Source organism: Pseudarthrobacter humi (assembly GCF_024294965.1).
In the GTDB taxonomy this organism is placed as follows: domain Bacteria; phylum Actinomycetota; class Actinomycetes; order Actinomycetales; family Micrococcaceae; genus Arthrobacter; species Arthrobacter humi.
In genome coordinates, this window is record NZ_JANCLV010000001.1 from 20,571 (window position 1) to 39,883 (window position 19,313).

At 65.1% G+C, this 19,313-nt stretch carries 20 protein-coding genes, 1 pseudogene and 1 riboswitch; of the genes and pseudogenes, 13 read left to right on the forward strand and 8 right to left on the reverse strand.

Going from position 1 to position 19,313, the window contains the following annotated elements; translation table 11 throughout:
* Positions 1-22 precede the first annotated feature (22 nt).
* A pseudogene (locus tag NFC73_RS00130) lies at positions 23-1,199 on the forward strand (multicopper oxidase family protein).
* Between the two features lie 31 nt (positions 1,200-1,230).
* Complete coding sequence (locus NFC73_RS00135; RefSeq protein ID WP_254746573.1) at positions 1,231-2,517, forward strand: MFS transporter; 1,287 nt, start codon at positions 1,231-1,233, stop codon at positions 2,515-2,517.
* 87 nt (positions 2,518-2,604) lie between these two features.
* Here NFC73_RS00135 and NFC73_RS00140 read toward each other — a convergent pair whose 3' ends face one another.
* Positions 2,605-2,745, reverse strand: coding sequence for a hypothetical protein (locus NFC73_RS00140; RefSeq protein WP_254746576.1), 141 nt, complete (start codon positions 2,743-2,745; stop codon positions 2,605-2,607).
* A 282-nt stretch (positions 2,746-3,027) separates the two neighbouring features.
* Between NFC73_RS00140 and NFC73_RS00145 the strand changes: the two genes are divergently transcribed.
* The 4 genes from NFC73_RS00145 to NFC73_RS00160 all read left to right on the forward strand — a co-directional run bounded on the left by NFC73_RS00145 (position 3,028) and on the right by NFC73_RS00160 (position 7,424).
* Complete coding sequence (locus NFC73_RS00145; RefSeq protein ID WP_254746578.1) at positions 3,028-4,389, forward strand: hypothetical protein; 1,362 nt, start codon at positions 3,028-3,030, stop codon at positions 4,387-4,389.
* Positions 4,390-4,593: 204 nt separating this feature from the next.
* A riboswitch (cyclic di-GMP riboswitch) is annotated at positions 4,594-4,668 on the forward strand.
* Positions 4,669-4,690: 22 nt separating this feature from the next.
* Entirely contained in the window at positions 4,691-5,074 is a 384-nt protein-coding gene (locus NFC73_RS00150; RefSeq protein WP_254746581.1) for a hypothetical protein, read from the forward strand.
* 97 nt (positions 5,075-5,171) lie between these two features.
* Positions 5,172-6,755: a signal peptidase I gene (locus NFC73_RS00155; protein ID WP_254746584.1), complete on the forward strand. Its 1,584-nt coding sequence runs from the start codon at positions 5,172-5,174 to the stop codon at positions 6,753-6,755.
* A gap of 195 nt (positions 6,756-6,950) precedes the next feature.
* The gene (locus NFC73_RS00160; RefSeq protein ID WP_254746588.1) at positions 6,951-7,424 is read left to right on the forward strand and encodes a sensor histidine kinase; all 474 of its coding nucleotides are present in this window, start codon (positions 6,951-6,953) and stop codon (positions 7,422-7,424) included.
* A 324-nt stretch (positions 7,425-7,748) separates the two neighbouring features.
* On the opposite strand, the gene NFC73_RS00165 is transcribed toward NFC73_RS00160, so the two are convergent.
* Complete coding sequence (locus NFC73_RS00165) at positions 7,749-7,889, reverse strand: hypothetical protein (protein WP_254746591.1); 141 nt, start codon at positions 7,887-7,889, stop codon at positions 7,749-7,751.
* A 166-nt stretch (positions 7,890-8,055) separates the two neighbouring features.
* On the opposite strand from NFC73_RS00165, the gene NFC73_RS00170 reads away from it, so the two are divergent.
* From NFC73_RS00170 to NFC73_RS00180, 3 genes are all read left to right on the forward strand, one after another.
* Complete coding sequence (locus NFC73_RS00170) at positions 8,056-8,871, forward strand: MBL fold metallo-hydrolase (protein ID WP_254746594.1); 816 nt, start codon at positions 8,056-8,058, stop codon at positions 8,869-8,871.
* 72 nt (positions 8,872-8,943) lie between these two features.
* A complete protein-coding gene (locus NFC73_RS00175) occupies positions 8,944-9,525 on the forward strand; it encodes a DUF7793 family protein (protein WP_254746596.1) in 582 nt (193 codons plus the stop codon).
* 112 nt (positions 9,526-9,637) lie between these two features.
* A complete protein-coding gene (locus tag NFC73_RS00180; protein WP_254746598.1) occupies positions 9,638-10,423 on the forward strand; it encodes a response regulator transcription factor in 786 nt (261 codons plus the stop codon).
* 27 nt (positions 10,424-10,450) lie between these two features.
* On the opposite strand, the gene NFC73_RS00185 is transcribed toward NFC73_RS00180, so the two are convergent.
* Positions 10,451-10,747: an Hpt domain-containing protein gene (locus NFC73_RS00185; RefSeq protein ID WP_254746601.1), complete on the reverse strand. Its 297-nt coding sequence runs from the start codon at positions 10,745-10,747 to the stop codon at positions 10,451-10,453.
* A 584-nt stretch (positions 10,748-11,331) separates the two neighbouring features.
* Positions 11,332-11,715, reverse strand: coding sequence for an ArsR/SmtB family transcription factor (locus tag NFC73_RS00190; protein ID WP_254746603.1), 384 nt, complete (start codon positions 11,713-11,715; stop codon positions 11,332-11,334).
* A gap of 394 nt (positions 11,716-12,109) precedes the next feature.
* On the opposite strand from NFC73_RS00190, the gene NFC73_RS00195 reads away from it, so the two are divergent.
* The 3 genes from NFC73_RS00195 (at position 12,110) to NFC73_RS00205 (ending at position 14,035) form a co-directional block, all read left to right on the forward strand.
* Positions 12,110-12,358, forward strand: a complete 249-nt coding sequence (locus NFC73_RS00195; protein WP_372494522.1) for a hypothetical protein — start codon at positions 12,110-12,112, stop codon at positions 12,356-12,358.
* A gap of 69 nt (positions 12,359-12,427) precedes the next feature.
* Positions 12,428-13,807: an EAL domain-containing protein gene (locus tag NFC73_RS00200; RefSeq protein ID WP_254746607.1), complete on the forward strand. Its 1,380-nt coding sequence runs from the start codon at positions 12,428-12,430 to the stop codon at positions 13,805-13,807.
* A gap of 84 nt (positions 13,808-13,891) precedes the next feature.
* The gene (locus NFC73_RS00205; RefSeq protein WP_254746609.1) at positions 13,892-14,035 is read left to right on the forward strand and encodes a hypothetical protein; all 144 of its coding nucleotides are present in this window, start codon (positions 13,892-13,894) and stop codon (positions 14,033-14,035) included.
* Between the two features lie 437 nt (positions 14,036-14,472).
* Here the strand turns inward: NFC73_RS00205 and NFC73_RS00210 are convergent, their stop codons facing one another.
* The 3 genes from NFC73_RS00210 to NFC73_RS00220 are packed head-to-tail and all read right to left on the reverse strand — an operon-like array spanning position 14,473 to position 16,561.
* The gene (locus NFC73_RS00210; protein ID WP_254746611.1) at positions 14,473-15,255 is read right to left on the reverse strand and encodes an ABC transporter permease; all 783 of its coding nucleotides are present in this window, start codon (positions 15,253-15,255) and stop codon (positions 14,473-14,475) included.
* Positions 15,252-15,992: an ABC transporter ATP-binding protein gene (locus tag NFC73_RS00215; RefSeq protein ID WP_254746613.1), complete on the reverse strand. Its 741-nt coding sequence runs from the start codon at positions 15,990-15,992 to the stop codon at positions 15,252-15,254. The genes NFC73_RS00210 and NFC73_RS00215 overlap by 4 nt, the downstream gene beginning before the upstream one ends.
* Entirely contained in the window at positions 15,989-16,561 is a 573-nt protein-coding gene (locus NFC73_RS00220; RefSeq protein ID WP_254746615.1) for a TetR family transcriptional regulator, read from the reverse strand. Before NFC73_RS00220 ends, NFC73_RS00215 begins: the two co-directional genes overlap by 4 nt.
* A gap of 271 nt (positions 16,562-16,832) precedes the next feature.
* Here NFC73_RS00220 and NFC73_RS00225 point away from each other — a divergent pair, with 271 nt between their 5' ends.
* The gene (locus NFC73_RS00225; protein ID WP_372494523.1) at positions 16,833-18,260 is read left to right on the forward strand and encodes a MinD/ParA family protein; all 1,428 of its coding nucleotides are present in this window, start codon (positions 16,833-16,835) and stop codon (positions 18,258-18,260) included.
* A gap of 295 nt (positions 18,261-18,555) precedes the next feature.
* Here the strand turns inward: NFC73_RS00225 and NFC73_RS00230 are convergent, their stop codons facing one another.
* Entirely contained in the window at positions 18,556-19,308 is a 753-nt protein-coding gene (locus NFC73_RS00230; RefSeq protein WP_254746620.1) for an SDR family oxidoreductase, read from the reverse strand.
* Positions 19,309-19,313 lie beyond the last annotated feature (5 nt).

Below are 19,313 nucleotides of genomic sequence, written 5' to 3' on the forward strand. Positions count from 1 at the left end.
GGATACTGGAGGAGGACGGCAGGTGAGGCCGCTGACACGCCGCCAGCTGCTGGCACTGGGTGCGGTCGGGGCCGGCGCTACGGCTGCCGGCGTCGCCGGGCTGTGGCTGACCACCGGCAACGGACCCGGATACACCGGGGGTGAGGACCTGACCGAACCCCAGGTGCTGGCCAGCCGCGACCGGGTGCTGGAGCTGGACCTGACCGCCGCGCTGGCACGGGTCCGGGTCGGCGGGCGGGATGCCTCCGTCCAGGCGTTCAACGGCTCACTGCCCGGTCCGACCCTGCGGGTCCGCGCGGGCGACACGATCCGGGTCACACTGCGCAACGGGCTGCAGGCTCCCACGAACCTGCACGTGCACGGACTGCACGTCTCCCCACAGGGCAACAGCGACAACCCGTTCGTAAGCATTGACCCGGGCGGGTCCTTCGACTACGAGTTCACCCTGCCCGGGGACCACCCGCCTGGTACCTACTGGTACCACCCGCACCGCCACGGGCACGCCGCCGACCAGGTCGCCGCCGGCCTCTACGGGGCCATCGTGGTGGAGGACCCCGACCCGGTCCCGGTCACCCGGGAGCGGGTGCTGGTGGTCTCCGACCTGTCCCTCGACGCTGCCCGCAATCTCGCCGAGGTGGACCAGATGCAGCAGATGATGGGACGTGAGGGAGAGATCGTCCTGGTCAACGGGCAACTCCGCCCGCAACTGCGCGCCGCGCCCGGAGAACGGGAGCGGTGGCGGATCATCAACGCCTGCCCCTCCCGGTACCTGCGCCTGGCACTTGACGGACAGCAGGTCCGGCTGCTCAGCAGGGACTTCGGGCGCCTGCCGATTCCCGAGGACGTCACCGAAGTGGTTCTCGCCCCCGGCAACCGCGTAGAGCTTCATCAACGGACGGGAATTCGACCCCGAACGGCTCGACGAGACGGCCGCAGCCGGGACGGTGGAGGAGTGGACCCTGACCAACTCCAGCCCCATGGACCACCCCATCCACCTGCATGTGTGGCCGATGCAGATCGTCCAGGACGGCGACCGCAACGTGACCAGGCCCAAATGGCAGGACGTAGTCAACGTCCCCGCCCGCAGCCAAGTGAAAGTCCGGGTGGCCTTCGACGACTTCGCCGGCCGCACCGTGATCCACTGCCACATTCTGGACCACGAAGACCAAGGCATGATGGCCACCGTCCAAGCCCGCTGACCGGCACCCCTAACACTGACAGGATCCGCCAATGGCCTTAGGCAACACCCAATCCCGCCAGCAGCCTCGGACAACCGACGTCATCACGCTGGGCCTGCGGCAGAACCTGGCGCAGTTCATGCTCCTCGTTGCCGTCAACGCCCTGGTCGGCGGAACCCTCGGCCAGGAGCGCACGGTGCTGCCGCTGCTGGCTGAGCGAGTCTTCCACCTCGATAAGTACACCTCCGCCCTGACCTATATCCTGGCGTTCGGTCTGGCCAAAGCCGCGACCAACTACTTCGCCGGAACCCTCTCGGACCGTTACGGCCGCAAACCGGTCCTCGTCGCCGGCTGGCTCATCGCCCTCCCGGCGCCCCTCCTGCTGATCTTCGGGCCTTCCTGGGGCTGGATCGTGGCAGCCAACGTGGTTCTGGGCATCAGCCAGGGCCTGACCTGGTCCACCACCGTGATGATGAAAATGGACCTCGTCGGTCCCGAACGCCGCGGCCTGGCAATGGGGCTGAACGAAGCAGCCGGCTACCTCGGCGTCGCAGGCACCGCACTGGCCACCGGCTACATCGCTTCCTCCTACGGACTGCGCCCCGGGCCCTTCCTGCTCGGCGCTGCCTTCATCGCCGTCGGCCTCGGCATGTCCGTGCTGACCATCGGCGAAACACACCACCACGCCAAAGCCGAAGCCGCAGTGCACGTCCCGGTCCACGCCGGCAGCCATGCCGGGCTGAGGAACCGTGAGGTGTTCACTCTGACCAGTTTCCGGGACAAGTCCCTGTCCTCCGTCAGCCAGGCCGGGATGGTAAACAACCTCAACGACGGCCTGGCCTGGGGGCTGTTCCCTGTCCTGTTCGCCGCCGCAGGGCTCAGCATCGAACGCATCGGCATCCTCGCCGCCGTCTACCCGGCCGTCTGGGGCGCCGGTCAACTGATCACCGGCGCCCTCTCGGACCGGATCGGGCGCAAACCGCTGATCGCCGGAGGCATGCTCGTCCAAGCCCTGGCGCTCGGTATGGTCGCCCTCGGAAATGACTTCGGAACCTGGCTTGCCGCCGTCGTCCTGCTCGGTGCCGGCACCGCCATGGTCTACCCCACATTGCTTGCAGCGATCGGCGATGTCGCCCACCCCGAATGGCGGGCCAGGTCAGTCGGCATCTACCGGCTGTGGCGCGACGGCGGGTTCGCCGTCGGCGCCCTGCTCTCCGGCATCATCGCCGACGCCTACGGCATCCCGGCAGCCGTCGCCGTCGTCGCCGGCCTGACTGCGCTCTCCGGCATCATCGTGGCCGCACGGATGCGAGGCAGCGACCACCGCGGCCAGGGATGAACGAGTGGAACCACTTCAAGGACGGATGACCGGGATGCCCAGGTCGGTCGGGCTGACCCAGAATCAAGCGGTCCAGCGACCTCAGCGTCAGACGGCTTCCTCCGCATGCTCAGCGCACCGGACCGTCGCGATCAGCTGGCCACCGCCGTCGGCCTTTATATAGTGGGTCACGTGGTTCGTGATCCTGCCGCAGTGATCGCAGAAGGACGCGTGTTGTTTTGTCTGCATAGCGAGATGTTACGCAGTTCGATGGATTTAAGGCGAAATCCCGGCTAGGAATGTGGATCTCCACATGCGGCCCGGACCGCGTCCCGCATCCCGGAAACTCCAAGGGCCTCCGGAAGATGTCCTCACGATGATCGTGGACAGGGGCAGTGGATACCCGGTATACCTCAACTGAGCACGGACCTCTGCAACATCCGGCAGCAACGGAATTTGCTCCTCACTGAGGATGACCTGGCCGGCGGCTTTCCGGAACTGTTTACCAGGACAATGCGAGGACTCTCGCCAGTGGAGCAGAACCTTCTTCAGGCTGCGGCACTCATTCCCGCCTTTAATATCCTGCTGCTGGAGGATCTCGTCCCGCAGGCCCTCCCGACGGAGCTGAAGAAGTTTGTTGAACGTCACTTTATCGAAGAGAACGACTCCCCGTGGCTTGATCTCCGAGTTAGCGAGGGAGTGCGTCACGTGGTGGCCTCGAGCGTCGAACAGGGCACTGCCTGGACTGCCGGCCAGCAAGTATCGCTGCTCACCAAGGCAGCTCGTTGGGTGAGCGAGAATGCCGTTTCCAGGCAGACGGATGTCCTGGGGCGCGCCCGCGTGTTCCAGGCCGTGCGTTTCCTGGAGGAAGTCTCGAGCCTCGGTGCCGCTGTACCGCAGGCCGCGGTTTCCTTGATCTTTGCCGCCAACAGCGCGGGATACGGCCGGCAGCTTGCGATGGAAGCTGGCCGGGCCGCACGCCATGCTGGCTTATCCGGTCTGGTGTACTCGGTGTGCCAGCTGGAGGGTGACGCCCCAGGAAATCTGGGGGAACGCGACCCTTCCTCGGACGAAGGCTCCGACTGGATGGCCGATCTGGCGCGCGTGGCTGCCGGCGGACGCCTGCTCCTGCGAGGTGAGATCAGGGAATGCCTGAACGTTCTCGCGATCGGGCAGACCAGCGATGAGCCTGAAATCCGTCGCCGAAGGAGGAAACTTGAAGTGCTCGCGGCTCTTCGGAGTGGGAAGCTCGAAACCGCCCGGCACGAGCTGGAGGAAATGGAAGTGGACTGGTGCTCCACGGATGAGCAGGCCGATCTCCTCGGCCACCTCTGGTTTTGGAATGGCAGCTTCATGCGCGCCCGAATGTCTTTTGCCCTAGCCACCCAATATTCCCGGGAACATGGCCGGCACTTGGAGCTCGCCCGGGGCTTGCGCCATCTGGCACGGGTGGAGGAGATCATTGGCACGAGCAACTGCCAGGACGTACTCGAGGAGGCGAGGGAGCTGAACGCCGCACTGGATTCCTCCATCGGCATGGCCCAGGTGGAATCCATCGATGCGCTCGTGGCGGCCCGCCAAGGAGATTCTCAGCGCGCCCACGGACTCCTTCAGTCCTCGCTGGAACGAATGCAGGCGCATTCCGCGGTAGACGATGTGCATGAACTGTGTGTCATCGGGGCCCTGGCCTGCCTCCGGCTCGATGAGCCGGGCAAGCTCCTGTCGTGGTCAACCGCCAGTCACGCAGGGGCGGACTCGAAGCGGCTCTCGGCGGTGGTCCTGGCGTTCATGGGGGAAGCGCCCCAGGGGCTTCCCATGGGGCAGGACAGTTGCGAGTTCGCCAGCCTAGGGGAAGCCAGGGCCGCGTGGCGGCACGTGGCTGGGCTCCGGTGAGATGCCCGCGGATGGCCCCGGCCTCTTTAACGCAGGTTTTCCGCCTCAGACGCAGGTTTTCCGCGATAACTCCAATGAATGGATAGAAGGGCCGAAAGGTTCCCGCAGGACCGTCCAAGATCCCGTCCCGCGGGCGTTTTCGCTTGCTACCTTCGTTTCATCGGTGCACGACAAACCGCAAAGTTCTTCTTCTTCACAACGGTTCACTGATAAAGGCAAACCCGGCGGAAGCCGGGGACGCAAAGCCACGGGACCTGCCAGGTCAGCCGGGCCACCCCTAAACCGAAAGAGAAACATCACCATGCGCAAATCCGCCAAGATCATCACCGCCCTGTCCGTCGCCGGCCTCGCCGTAGCCGCGGGTTCCGCTTTCACGGCGGGCAACACGTTCGCTTCGGATGCCACCAAGCCACTCACCGGTTACGCCACCACCACCGTCAGCGGCGCCACGGTGAACTCGCTCCAGTACAACCTCAATGCAGTGGGCGACAGCATCGATTCAGCCACACTGGTCCTGGCCGGTGACACCAGCACTTCTACCGTCAAGATGAACTACAATGGCGGCACGTCATTTGCGTGTGGTACCGGTACGGTAAGCGGAACCACTACGATCATCACTACCTACACCTGCACGCAGAGCCAGTCCACCAGCGGCCTGACCTCAACGGGCGTCGTCGTCAACTAGCAGCATCCTGCGGGCTGAGGCCGGCCAGACACCCTAAGGGATTCTGGCCGGCCCGGCCCGCTGTTTCTTTTCAGGCCGGATAAGGATGAGGAAAACAGTGCGGCGAGCTTTCTGGGTCAGGGCAGTGGCGATCGTCGCGTTCGCCGGCTGGCTGTGGCTGGCATGGCCTGCGGCACTGGGTGGCCAGACTACTTATCTCAGCACCTTCGGCGACAGTATGGAGCCGCAGTTCCGTGCCGGCGATCTCGGGATCCTTCGTCCTGCAGAGCGCTATGACGTCGGTGATGTGGTGGCCTACAGAAGTGATTTGCTCCAAACCATGGTTTTGCACCGCATTGTTTCCATTGAGGATGGCCACTACACCTTCCAAGGTGACAACAATCCCTGGCTCGATCCGGAGCAGCCAACCAGAGACCAGCTCATCGGTGAACTCGCCGTACAGATCCCGCAAGGCGGGTTGTGGCTCGAACGCCTTACCAGCCCACCCGTCCTCGGCGTCATCGCCTTCGCATTAGTCGCCGGAGGCGGCACGGCCGCCACCACACGCAAATTACGCAAGAAGAGGAGAAGCACCGTGTCCCGCCACATCAGCGACCGCCCCGCCATGCGCCTTTCGGCAGGAGGTCTTTCGGCCGGCATCCTCACCCCGTCGCTTCGGATCCCCGCGGCCGTTCTGGGACTCCTCGGGATCGTAGGCACAGCGCTGGGTGCTGCAGCCTGGGCCGGACCCCTCGACGCGCCGTCGTCCGCCGAGGTCAAGAGCGGCACCAGCATGAAGTTCTCCTACACCGCCGACGTCGGGCGGACCGCCGCCTACGACGGCACCACTGCCACCTCCCCGGACCCGATATTCCGCAAACTGGCCAACCGTGTTGACGTCACCTTCACCTATGAAGGCGATCCGGGAACAGTCGCTGTTGCTGCGGAACTGACCAGCCCCAGCGGCTGGCACTCGACCGTGCCACTGGCCGGCCCGGAGTCGTTCACCGGCAACGGCTACGAAGGCACCGTCACGCTGGACCTCAACGCCCTCGAAGACAAGGCCGAGGCGGCTGCTGCCGTGACCGGGGTCAGCGCCGCCCCCGTATCCATCGCCCTCATGCCGCAAGTGACCACTGAGTCCGGCGCTGAGTTTATGCCCAAACTACCCTTGAACCTGACCCCGCTTCAGCTTTCCCTGACAGGCGGGGAACAGGCCCTCACCGTGACAGACAGCGCCACGAGCCAACAGACCATCCTGGCGCCCAGGACCATTGGACTCAACGGCTGGAACATCACCGCCGCCACCGCCCGCGCCGTGTCCGCCGTGCTGCTGCTCGCGGTCATCGTTGCGGGGACTGTGCTGCTGGTACGGGCACGCCGCGCTGCGCCGCTGGATGAAGCCACGGGCATCCGACGCCGTTACTCATCTCTCCTGGTCCGGGTGCATCCCATGACTGCGCCCCAGGGGCGGCCGGTCATCGACGTGACGAGTTTCGCAACGCTCGCAAAGCTGGCCGAACGCTACGGACTCCTGGTCCTGCACTGGAACCGCAGCGGCGTGGAAACCTTTATTGTGCAGGACGAAAGCGCCACCTACCGCTACCGCGCCGCCGGAGGCCGGGCTGCCGGTGCCGAATCTGATCAGGCGAAGGACGAGAACTTCTTCATGGACGCCGACAGCCCGGAACGGAATGCCTAGCCAGGTACGCAGCGGGTCCTGCCCGGAGGTTCCCGGCGTCGGCCCATCCTTGCCGGAACCTGCTGAAACCCTGCATCGGTACTGGGGCTAACTGCCGGAATTCTTATGGCTGGCGGGGCATGCTTGCCGAAAGGGCGCACCGTATAGCCAGCCAGGCGCACAAAGAACAACACATGCAGGGAAGCAGGGGAAGTCATGAGCCGAGCAACAGCACTGGAGAAAGACCACGCCGGAGGCGCCATCACCGATGACCTCACCCTCGACTTCCACACCTGGGGACTTGCCGGCTGCATCGACCGACTGACCGTACCGCTTCGCCAGCAAGGCGTCTGTGTGCGCTTTGAAACGCCGCACCATGGCGTCGAAATCCCGGCACCATGCGCTGCCCTGCTCTACCGTGCCGGGCAGGAGATTCTTACCAACGCGCTCAGGCATTCCAGTGCAACCGAGGTGACCGTCCGGTTGGAGGCCGTCTACCACGGCATCCGCCTGATCATCACGGACGACGGCATCGGATACAGCCCCGAGTGCCAGACCCCCGCCTCCACACATCATGGGTACGGAGTGTGCCTGATGACCATGGCCGTGCACGAAGCACACGGCACCGTCGGTATTGAGTCCACTCCCGGCAGGGGAACCCGGGTCTCCGTCACCATTCCTTTGGACTGACGACGAATCGTACAGATCCACGTGTCGCGGTGTTCCGATGCCAGAAAACACCCGCCACGGCCGGGACCGCGCTGGGTCCTCCTGCCCTCCAGCAGCGGCGGCACCACCAGTCGTAGAGTATCCGGGGAATGTGCTCTTGGCGCAGGCTGGTGGAAAGCTCGCGCGGCCGCACTTCGTCTTGCGGCAGCGGCTTGTCAAGACCGGTTCGCCGGCGCGGTCAACGCGACGACTTGACGTTCGGATTTGCCGGCATTGAGTTCGCAAGGAGCTGGCCGGGCTCCTATGGCAACTACTCCGTGGCTTCCAGGGAAGCGTGCCTAAGCTTCACGCGGCTTCCCCGGCGTGCTCGACGCACTGGACTTTGGCGATCAGCTGGCCACCGCCGTCGGCCTTTACATCGTGGGTCACGTGGTTCGTGATCCTGCCGCAGTGATCACAGAAGCACGCGTGTTGTTTTGTCTGCATAGCGAGATGTTACGCAGTTCGATGGATTTAAGGCGAAATCCCGGCTAGGAATATGGATCTCCACATGCGGCCCGGACCGCGTCCCGCATCCCGGAAACTTCAAGGGCCCGCGGGTAGAATCGGGGCCAAGAAGAACGCAGTCGCTTTCCGGAGGTACGGAGAAACAATGTCAGAATGGCTCGAAGTCGGCGCGGACAACTACGTGCTGGTCACCGAAGGATCACTGCTGAACACCGGCCTGATTGTGGGCTCCGAGCGGGCCATGGTGGTCGACACCGGCTGCGGGCCGCGGCAGGGGCGCGAGATCATGGACGCGGTGCGGGAGAAGACCTCTTTGCCCCTGGTAGTGGTCAACACGCACGCACACTACGACCACTTCTTCGGCAACGCTGTCTTCGCATCGGACGGCGCCACCGAGTTCTGGGCACACGAAAACTGCGCGCAGGAGATCGACGACCACGGGGACCTCCAGCGCCGGTTCGTGGGAACGCTGGAACCGGAGATGTCCACGGGCGAGGGTGAGAACGTGGAACTGGTGGTGCCCAACGCCATCGTCAAGGACCAGCCCGTGCTGGTGGACCTGGGCGGGATCACCGTGACGCTCTTCTACCTGGGCCGAGGCCACACCGACGGCGACCTCCTGGTGGGAACCCCCACCACTCTCTTTGTGGGCGACCTCGTGGAGCAGGGCGCGCACCCGTCCTTCGAGGACTCCTACCCGGAGGAATGGGCCGACTCCCTGCGCCACATCTCGGCCCTGCGCCACCGCTACGAGTTCCTGATCCCCGGCCACGGCCAGCCGTGCAGCGACCAGTTCGTCAAGACCATGGCCAACACCATGACCACTGCCGTCCGCCAGGCCCAGCAGTCCATCCGCGAAACCCCCACCGACGCCACCAAGGCCATCCCCGTGCTGCCGTACGGCCCGGAGCAGTCACGCTGGTTCATCAAGCGCCTGCAGGAGACGCGGCCGCTGCACTGACCACTGCTTTTGCTCCCAACGGAGTATCCGTGGCTTTCACCGCCACGGTCGGGGAACTTTTTTGGAGACTTTGTGGGGATTCAACCATTGGATGGCGACAAGGACGTAGTCGAACTACACGACGGCGTCGTTTACCTTCGCTGGGCCCCTGGCGCAATGGTGACGGCAAAAGACGCGCGCGCCGTGATGGCCAAGGTCAGGGACCTGTGTTCCGGCCGCCATCGTCCTATGCTCGTCGACATGGCCAGAATGGAAGGCGTGGAGCATAGGGCGGGGGAAATATTTGCCGCCCCCTGGCCGCTGACGCGCACTGCCATTGTGGGCACCTCACCGGTGAACCGCGTCATAGTCAGTTTTTACTTGGCCCGACATTCCCCCGTCTGCCCCACGAGGTTCTTCTCATCCTTCGCCGATGCCATGGCCTGGCTCGGGGTGGCGGCCAGCCATGGACACAAGCCGCAGACGTTCCTGTCAGTCAACGATGCCATGAGTGACGGGACCGGCGACGAAGCGCTGAGCACGCTGGACGCGAACGCCATGCTGAACGCTCTGCTGCGGCGGCTGGAAGAGGCGCTTGCGGAATCGCAAGCCACCGCGAACGGAATGCCCACGTGCGGCGGCGGCCCTAAAATGCAGCATCCGACGGATGCCTGATCGATGAAAGTTCATGCACATCAGTGGCGTTCCTTGTAGCTTAGGGACTGTGGTCTGAATACCGCGCCAGCGCTGGGCTGACAGGGATTCTTCAGATTGACGTGGGGGGGCCATGAGCGACCTGGGTGTGGCTGTAGTAATAGAGGATGACCTGGACATGCGGAACCTGTTGGTGGGTGTGCTCCGTCAATCAGGATTTGAGGTCCATACGGCAAGCGACGGTAGAGAAGGCGTAGCGGCGGTCCGGGAAATACGGCCCGATGTGGTGACCCTGGACGTGGGTCTGCCTGATATTGACGGGTTCGAGGTTCTGCGCAGGATCCGGCAGTTCAGCAACGCCTATGTCGTGATCCTTACCGGAAGGACGGAGGAGCCCGATCTGCTGGAAGCACTCCAGGCAGGGGCCGATGACTACATCACCAAACCGTTCCGGCCCCGGGAGCTGCGGGCGCGGATAGCGACGATGCTGCGCCGGCCACGTCCGCAGACGCTGGACACTACTGCGGCTACGTCCCCTTCGGAACCTTTGCCTCCCCAAGCCGGAGTCGGGCAATCGGTCCTCCGGCACAACGGGTTGGCGCTGGATTACCGGAAACGGACGGCCGCAGTGGGCGGGAAAGGTGTGGAACTGACGCGAAGCGAATTTGATCTCCTCCACGAGTTGCTCCGGGCGTCGGGAGCAGTCCTTTCGCGAGCTGAGCTCGTCCGCGCCGCCCGGGGTGAGTACTATCGCGAGGACGCTTGCATCAGTGACTCCGATGAACGGGCTGTCGAGGTACACATCGGCAACCTCCGCCGTAAGCTCGGCGATAATCCGGAGTCGCCGCTGTGGCTGCAGACGGTCCGCGGCGCGGGCTACCGGCTGGCCAGCCCATCTACGCCCGGCGGGTCCGCGTAACCGCAGGCGCCGCTCCGGAACCGTGGCTTAGCCCCGTTGCTGCCGAAGGTACTGGTGCTGGAGTTCGTTCACCGTGGCAGGGCCATGGATCGAAATCAGAGCCAGGACGGACGCTGCGTGACGGAGGTCGCCATGCCGGACGGCTGCCTCCAGCATCTGAGCATGACATGCCAGGCGTAACCCGCCGACCATAGCGGAGGAGACTTTCAGGCTGATGGCCGCGTCAAGCGCGGCGGCCTGATCCTCACGCTCTAGTGAGTCGACGAGACGGCGCTCCCGCTGCCCCCACAGCGCCGAATAATCCTTCGCAAAGTTCCGTGCCATGTCCGGTCGCCCCAGCTGTTCTTCCAAGGTTTGCAGAACGGTCCTGTCCACCAACGGCAACTCCTCATTGCCAGGTAACGGGGTCAACGTTCCGGCCGGCGCGGAAGTCTCGAGGGCACTTGCGGAGTTCGCACCCCCTGCGGTACTGAAGGGGGCGGATGCTGAAAAGACCATCCTTTGAGGCTACGGCCCCGGCGACGATAAAGCCCCGACTTCGGGTGATACTGCGCAAACCTTGGCCCTCCCTTGAGCGCGTGAAGGATCTGCCGTTGCCGATGAATGCACGTCCAGCGAGGGTGCCGAGCTCCAACCAGGATTTCCCCTTTCGACAGTCTCCACGGCGCGGTGCCACTGTTTCCCCGGATTTTTTGCATCTCCTCAAGGGTTTCCGCAGGTTAGTCCAAGGAACGGATTTATGCGGCCTCCGTACTGTTAGCTTCGAGATGTCGATGGAACGCGGACCGCAGTCCGGTCTGTGTCTTCCTTGGCAGCGGCATCCAGTTGTAGCTGGGGTTGCAACCGCCGCGGGGCCCGCTCAGGGGCTGCCGGGCTTCCTAGCCTGCAGCCTGCGCCATGACCGGTTTCTACCGCTGGGCTTCGTCCGTGACGATGGCGTTTCCCTGTGCACCTGCTTCTGTCTTGGACAGGTGCAGGCTGGCCGACTGGAGCGTGCTTCTCAGCAGCGTGCCGGCTACAGCGAGCAACGGCAGAACCTCGGGGCTGCTGAGCCGGTAGTGGATCTGGCCGTCAGCGCGGGAGGAAACGATGAGCTGCTGCCGACGCAGGACACTGAGGTGCTGGGACAGGTTGGAAGCTTCCAAGTCGGTCGACTTCCGCAGCTCGCTCACCCGCACGGGACCGTCCGCCAACAGCTCCAGCACCCGGATGCGGACTGGATGCCCCAGGGACCTGAACAGGTCCGACTTCGCTTCCGGCATCGCGGCCGGCGCGCTGGATACCTCACTCAAGGGGCACCCCTTCCGTTCTTTCTGGTCTTCTTTTCGTCGGCGGCACTGGTGGCCCATGCTGCCGTCAAGGGACAGACCTGTCTGTCCTATTGACGTAGAGCATACGCCTGGATGGCGTTGATTTTTCATATTTCAGACAGAAGTATCCCGTTTTGCACTTGCGTGCGGCGACGGACCTGAGTCAGACTCTTTAGCATTTGATGAATTCGTAAATTACGTTGATACGACCACATGAGCGGGGGAGCGGATGCAGGGATACGTCCCTGATGCTCCGTGGCAAAGGTGCCGCGCAGGACCCGCAGGCGGAAGGACACTTATGGCCGGAATGTTTGTAGTTTTTGTTGATGCCGACTCCTGTTTCAGGTTCCGGCTGACCGCGCCGGATGGAACCGTCATGGCCGTTTCCAAGGCGTTTGAGGGCAAAGCTGCGGCTGTGGCCGGCATCGCCGCCGTGCGTGAGTACGCCGGCATGGGGCTGATCACGGACCTTTCCGCGACCGCCCGCCCGGCACCCCCGCCGGCGGCACATGACGCTTCCCCTGCCCAGGTCCATGAAATCCGGCGCATACCGGCCGACGTCCACCCCCGTGCTCGGGCCATCCAAGGGGCGGCAGCCGGTTCCCGGTGGGCCGGAGGAACCTAAACACCGCCGGGTTCACCGGACTTCCCCGCACCGGCGCGGCCAGCAGGCTAGCATGGTGAAGGGGTACAAATGGCCAAATCGCGCGGATCGAGCATCCTGTCAATCATCGGCAGTCGCCTGCTCCTGTGTGTCCTTTGCGTGCAGGTGGCCTTCGTACTTGCGATGGCCATCTTCGCCGGAGACCTCGGCTTCCTGGACTCCACCGTGGCACAAGGAATTGTTGGCTCCGCCGCCATAGGGCTGATCTTGGTTGCTGTCGGCGCCGTGGCCACGGGCATCCGCAGCCAAAGCAGGCTGCGTGCCCGGGCCCGGGTCATGACAGACCTCATGCAAACGGTACTCAATGCCACTCCGGACTGGCTCTGGGCCGTTGATGACCGCGGGACTTTCACATTCTCCAGCCGGGCCAGCACCATGCTGCTCGGCTACGACCCCTCCGAGTTGGTGGGCCACCCGATCAGCATGGTGATCAGTCCGGATGAGCTTGCCAGTGCGCGCCGGGCAGTGGCCGACTCCCTGGATGGCCAGGGTTCCGGCTGGACCGGCGTGGTCGTAGCACTCAGGCACCGCAGCGGGGCGCCTGTCTGGATGGAAGTCTCAGGGCGGGCCAGCACTGACCTGGACGGGCTGGATGCAGGGTTCTCAGGGTCCGGCCGGCGGCTTCCAGCGCCCACGGTACGGGCGTACCTCAACGAACGCATCACGGAACGCATCGACAAAACTGTCCGGGACGACCTGATCGTCACCGCCTTCCAGCCCATCCAGGAACTCGCTACGGGCCACATGATCGGCGTCGAAGCCTTGGCGCGCTTTCCCAGCGACGACGGCCGGAGCCCGGACCGCTGGTTCAAGGAGGCCGCCAGCGTCGGCATGGGCGGGGAACTTGAGTTCGCCGCCCTGGAGGCGGCGCTCCACAATACGGCCAAGCTGCCCGAGCACCTGTATGTGGCACTGAACCTCTCGCCCGAGACGTGCCTTGATCCCCGGCTGCCCGGATTCCTGGAACGGTCCGGGCTCCCCGTTGACCGGATCGTCCTGGAACTGACCGAACGGCTGGCCGTGGCTGAGTACGCGCCCCTGCTGGCTGCCCTGGCGCCGCTACGCCGGCGCGGCCTGCGGATAGCGGTTGACGACGCCGGATCCGGCTTCGCTTCAATGCGCCACATCCTCCAGCTGAGGCCGGACATCATCAAGCTGGACCGTAGCCTCATCGCAGGTATCGACAGCAACCAGGGCCAGCGGGCCCTGGGTGCGGCGATGGTCGAATTCGCCAGCCAGATCGGCGCCCGCATAGTGGCCGAAGGCATCGAAACCCCGGCGGAACTCGCAGCCGTCACGGAACTCGGCATGACCTCGGGACAGGGCTACTATCTGGGCCGCCCCACCATCCATGCGGCGGACTGGGCCGCGTGGCACGAAGCCCGCGTCGGCGATTCCGGCGCGCATTGATGGGTGCCAGCAACCCGGCGGCCACAGACGTCACATTGGGCGTGACTTGAGCAAACCTTGAGCCTGTGTTCATAGCCTTGAGGCATGGGTAAGTATGGGGGCACACAGTACGCGCGCGACTCCCGGAGTGAGCTCCGCCGTCGCAGATTTCAGGCTATTTCCTACGTTGCGCTGGCTGCCCTGACAGCGGCCACAGCAGCGGTGGTGGTGCTCGCGCTCAACCGGTGACAGATAGCGGCGCGCCGCGCCGTTGACGCGATTTGTCAATCCCGTGACGGACCGATAGCGTGACCTCTGATCGCATGGGGCATCACTCTAAAGTTCGGAGACCGTTGTGGCTCTAATTGACTATGTTCTGGCGCTGTGCGCACTGTTGGGCACACTGCTGATTCCCTTCGCTGCGATGTACCACGTGCTGCGCCGGAAGCGACGCGCAGTGCGGGTGACCGCCACGAGGAGTATTCGCAGCTAGCCATGCCCTATATCGATATCAACCCGCATAAGGGCCGCCCCAAATGGCAGGCCTACGCCATCCTGGCCGTTCTTCTGGTCCTCACCGCCGGCGTGGTGATCGCCGCGCTCACCCGCGGCTGACCGATCGTGTCATCCTGAGCGGAGCCCAACGCGGGACGGTCCGAACGGTACGCACTTGGCTGCGGCCTTTCTCAACCGGAGCTGATCTGCATGTTCTTCCACCATTGACCGGTAACGGCGATGCCGAGCACGGAGACCGGAACGCAGAGGAAAAGTTGGAGTGGGCTGACCGTTTCGGCGGCCGCCGCGCCGCCCATGCCCATCCACAGCCCGGGCGCTGCATAGGGAAACCACGCCCCGGCTCCGAACGCCGTCACCACCTGCGTGAGGACCACAAGCAGCACCAGTGCGCCGACGCCGGGAAGATAGCCGCGGGCAACGCTGGCCACGACTGCGAGCGGACAGGCCAGCAGGGCTGCCAGCGCCCCACCGCACAATGACTTGGCTGCGGCCACCAGATCATCCGGGCCGGGCGCGCCCAGTCCGATGACGGCACCGGCAAGAAAGGCGACCGCAACGCTGACCAGGCAGAGCAGCAGGGCCCAGAGCAGGATCACCGTAAACTTCGCATAGGCGAGCCGGGCCCGGCTGACAGGCAGGGCAAACAGGCAGGCCTGGGTCTTTTCGGTGAACTCGCGGCCGAAGCACCAACACACCACGAAACCGACGCCCATCAGTGCGCCGACGGACAGAAGCATTCCCACCATGGCCAAATACCCGGCCCAGCCGGCACCTGTCAGCATGGCCGCGGCTTTGAGGCCGATCTGGCTGGACCCTTCGGAGGTCGCGGCGACCATAAAGGCCGCTGCGAGGACCGGCAGGGCGACACCGAGCAGGACGGACACCGTCCGCACCACGGGCGCCCGGCGGAATTTCAGGGCCTCGAATTCCCGGGCCTGCCCGGAAGCGCTCATCCTTGCTCCTGCTCGTGCATGTCCGACTGCAGCACCAGGTCAAAGAACCGGCGTTCAAGGTCCACGGTCCCGGGCTGCAGCGACCCGATGATCCTTCCCCGGTGAAGCACACTGATCCTGTCTGCCATCCGTGCGACCTCATCAAGGTGGTGGCTGGAGACCAGGATGGCGGCGCCCCTGTCCCGGCAGGCCTCCTGGAGCAGCCGGCGGAGGACGATGACACCGCGCGGGTCCAGTGAGTTGGTCGGTTCGTCAAGGACGAGCACATCCGGACCATGGACCAGGGCGGCGGCCAGGCCTACGCGCTGCCGGTTTCCCAGTGACAGCGTCCCGGCGCGCCGGGTGGCATATTGCTCCAGGCCAAGATCAGTTAATGCCCGTCCCGCGGCGGACCCGGCGGCGTCCCGGTCCATCCCGTGCAACCGGGCGGAGCAGTACACATTCTCGCGCGCGGTCAGCTCCGGGTAGGCGAACGGGGTCTCCAGCATCTGCCCGACCCGTGACCATACCTGCGCGCCTGCGCCGGATACGGGGAGCCCCGTCAGGTGAGCCCCGCCCAGGTCGGGTTTGAGCATCCCCAGAAGGATCCTCATCAACGTGGTCTTTCCTGCTCCGTTCAGCCCCACCAGGGCGTGGATTTCCGAGGGCCCCACGTCCAGGGACACGTCGTCCAGGACGGGTATTCCGCCCAAGGCCTTCGATACCCGCTCCGCCTTAATTGCCGCTGACGTTTTCATCGGGTACGCCGCCCTGTCCCGCCCGATTCGCGCATCAGGTCCAAGGCCGTATTCATCCGCTCCCGAAGTTCCTGCCCGTCCGGCGCCGATGCCCAATCCAGCAGGGCGGCCGTCAACCCGCCCAGGCACGCTCCTGCGGCAACCCGTGCTTCAATGCGGCCTACGCCGGTTCCGGTCAGGGCTTCAACGATCAGGTCCTCGGTTCTGCGGTTGTTCTCCCAGATGCCGGCAGCAAGCCGCGTATGGCCTGCTATCAGCCTGATCCTGTCTCTGAGCGCATCGTCGATCGGGTCGGGCACCGAGCTCCACGCGGCCAGCAAGCCCAGCCGGACACGCTCCAACGCCGGCAGCCCGGCGTCCTGGGCGGCAACCAAGTCAGCGATCACCGGATCGTAGGGGTCATCAAAGACCACGGCGTCCTTCGTCGGAAAATACCGGAAGAAGGTCATCTGCGAGACACCGGCCGCGTCGGCGATCTGCGCGACAGTGGTCTCGTCGAAACCCTGTTGAACGAACAGCGCCATGGCCCGCTCCTGCAGGAGCGCCCGGGTGGCAGCGGCTTTTCGCATAACGAAAATGTTAGTCTCTAACATTTAAGGCGGTCAAGAGTTGCGCCCGGACTTTCTCACCGTCGCGTGTTCTTCCACCGGTGTTCCGCCCCTGGACAACCAGCAGGCACAAGGCGGGGGACCGCTGGGTCTTCCGCTCCTACGGGGACATCCGATGCCGGCCGATGCAGCCTCCTGACATCGCAATTCCGCCCCAGCGCCTAGACTTACAGATTGAATCAGTCCGTAAAGTGCCGCAGAACCTTGTGCCGAAAGTCCTGGGGGGACAGACATGCCCGATCCGGCGGATCAGAACGCACGCCCTATCGCAGAAGATGCAGGGCTCCCGCAACCGCCCCGGCGACGCCGTGACCTCCGTCGCGCCGACGGTGCGCTGTCGGATGCCCAGACAGGAACCATGCCAGCTGTAACGCCAGATCTTTCGAGCACCCCCGACGCCGGCACCCCGGTACCGCGCCGCAGTTCCTGGGCGGAGGCGGCGGCCGCCGCCGACCAAGGCAGTCCCGCGCCCTCTGCCCCCGTCTCTGCTCCCATCAGCTCTGTCCCGGCGCCCACCCGCCGGCCGGCCAGGCCGCCGGTGACCCCGCTGCCGCAGGCGGCGCCGCAGGACGGGCAGCCGGCCGAACCGGACTATGGCACCCCCGCAGTGGCGTACGACGGCGACGAAGCCGCGCCGCCGTCGTCGTACCTTCCTGAGGAAGCACTGGAGCCGGCACCGGCGTTCCGGCGCATCCGCCCCACCACCGCGGACATCATCGCCGACAGCCCCATGCCCGACTTCATCAGCTCCCCGGGCCTGTTCGTCAAGGAGCAGAAGCCCCGGCCGGTGGGCGGCGTCCGCGGCGCCCTCTACACGCTCACGGGCGGGGCCTGGAACATGGGCCCCAGCGCCAAGCAGCGCGAGGAGGACGAGCTGGGCCGCCGTATCTCCCGCCAGCTGCAGGGCAGCTACAACACGGCGGTGCTGAGCCTCAAGGGCGGCATCGGCAAAACCTCCACCACGGTGGGCGTGGGCCTGACGCTGGCCGAATTCCGCGGCGACCCGCCCTGCGCCATCGACGCCAACCCGGACTCCGGCGACCTCGTGGAGCGCGCCCTCGGCGAGGGCATCTACCAGCAGGCCAGCCCGCGCACCATCACGGACCTGCTGGCGAACATCGAGGGCGTTGACTCGCTCACCGCGCTGGCCCGGTACATGCACCACGCCGGCCGGCTGCACCTGATCGCGGGGGAGCAGGACCCGGAGGTCTCGGACTCGCTGACCGCCGCCGAGTACCTGCGGATCCGCAAGCTGATCTCCAACTACTACTCCGTGGCCCTGACCGACTGCGGCACCGGCGTGACGCACAACGCGATGAGCGGGATCCTGCAGTCGGCGGACAACATCATCATCGCCGCCGGGTATGCGGTGAGCGGGGCCAAGCGTGCCCGCAGCACCCTGCACTGGCTGGCGAGCCACGGGTACGAGGACCTGGCCCGGAACGCCGTGGTGGTCATCACCGACAAGGAAGAGGTCTCCTCCCGCGTGGACAAGGACGCCATCGAGGAACACCTCGCCGGGATCTGCCGCCAGCTGATCGCCGTACCGCACGACCGCGGTGTGGCCGACGGCGACCTGGTCACCCTGGACGTGCTGAAGCCGGAGACGCGCCGGGCGTACAAGGAAATCGCGGCGTCGATCGTGGACGGGTACCGGTAGGGTTTTTCCTGCCCCGCCTCCCCTTCCCCAACTAGGTAGCAGCAGGTGTCGTTTTGAGCCCTCAAAACGACACCTGCTGCTACCTACTTCTGGGTGGGCGACAATCTTGAGTGAACGCACCCGGCGATCCTTCGCTGATCCTGAGCATCGATCATTAGCGTCAGCGCATCAGCCCTATGAAAGGTGCGTCAACGATGACCATTCTTGAATACCTCACTGGCCTGGCAATCATCCTCGGCTCCCTCATGGGCACCATGGGGCTCGCGGCGGCGGTCATGCGCCACAGGCAGCGCCACTAGGCTGCCGGACGCCTGGCTTCCAGCCACTCGTGAAACGTCTGGAGCCCGACGGCGGAGCCTGCCGCCGGGACCAGGTCACCACTGCGCATGGCCTGACCCATGGCGCCGGGAGCCGGGACCTTCACCACCAGCTTCCGCTGCCCGGATTTGCGCAAGTACTCGCGGACCAGGTCCGCGAGCTGCTCCCGACGGGGCCCGCCAAGATCAGCAACCCGTCCGCGGGGTCCCTGTTCTGCCGCGTCCACTAACGCCTCAGCCACTTCCCGCGCCGCGACCGGCTGAGTGATCATCTGGGGAACCAGGACCACCGGCCCAATCGAGGCGGCGCTGATGGCCATGGGCACAAACTCGTGGAACTGAGTGGACCGCAGGATGGTCCACGGCACCTCTCCGTTCCGGACGGCATCCTCCTGCGCGAGCTTCCCGGCGTACAGCCCCGACGCAGCCTTCTCGATGCCCACGATCGAGAGCGCAATATGGTGCCTGGACTGAACCGCTGCCTCCGCTGCGAGCAGGTTCCGGGTGGCGGCGGTGAAAAAGTCCACGGCCTTCCTGGTGGAAAGCGTCTGGATTCCGGAGACATCAATTACGGTGTCCACACCCTGCAGGGCTTCGTGCAGCCCGCGGCCGGTGACCAGGTCCACGCCTTCTGACCGGGTCAGGCTTGTCACGTCATGTCCGCGGTCCCGGGCAAGAGAGACGACATGCTGGCCAACGGTTCCGGTACCTCCTGGAACGGCAATATGCATGCTCC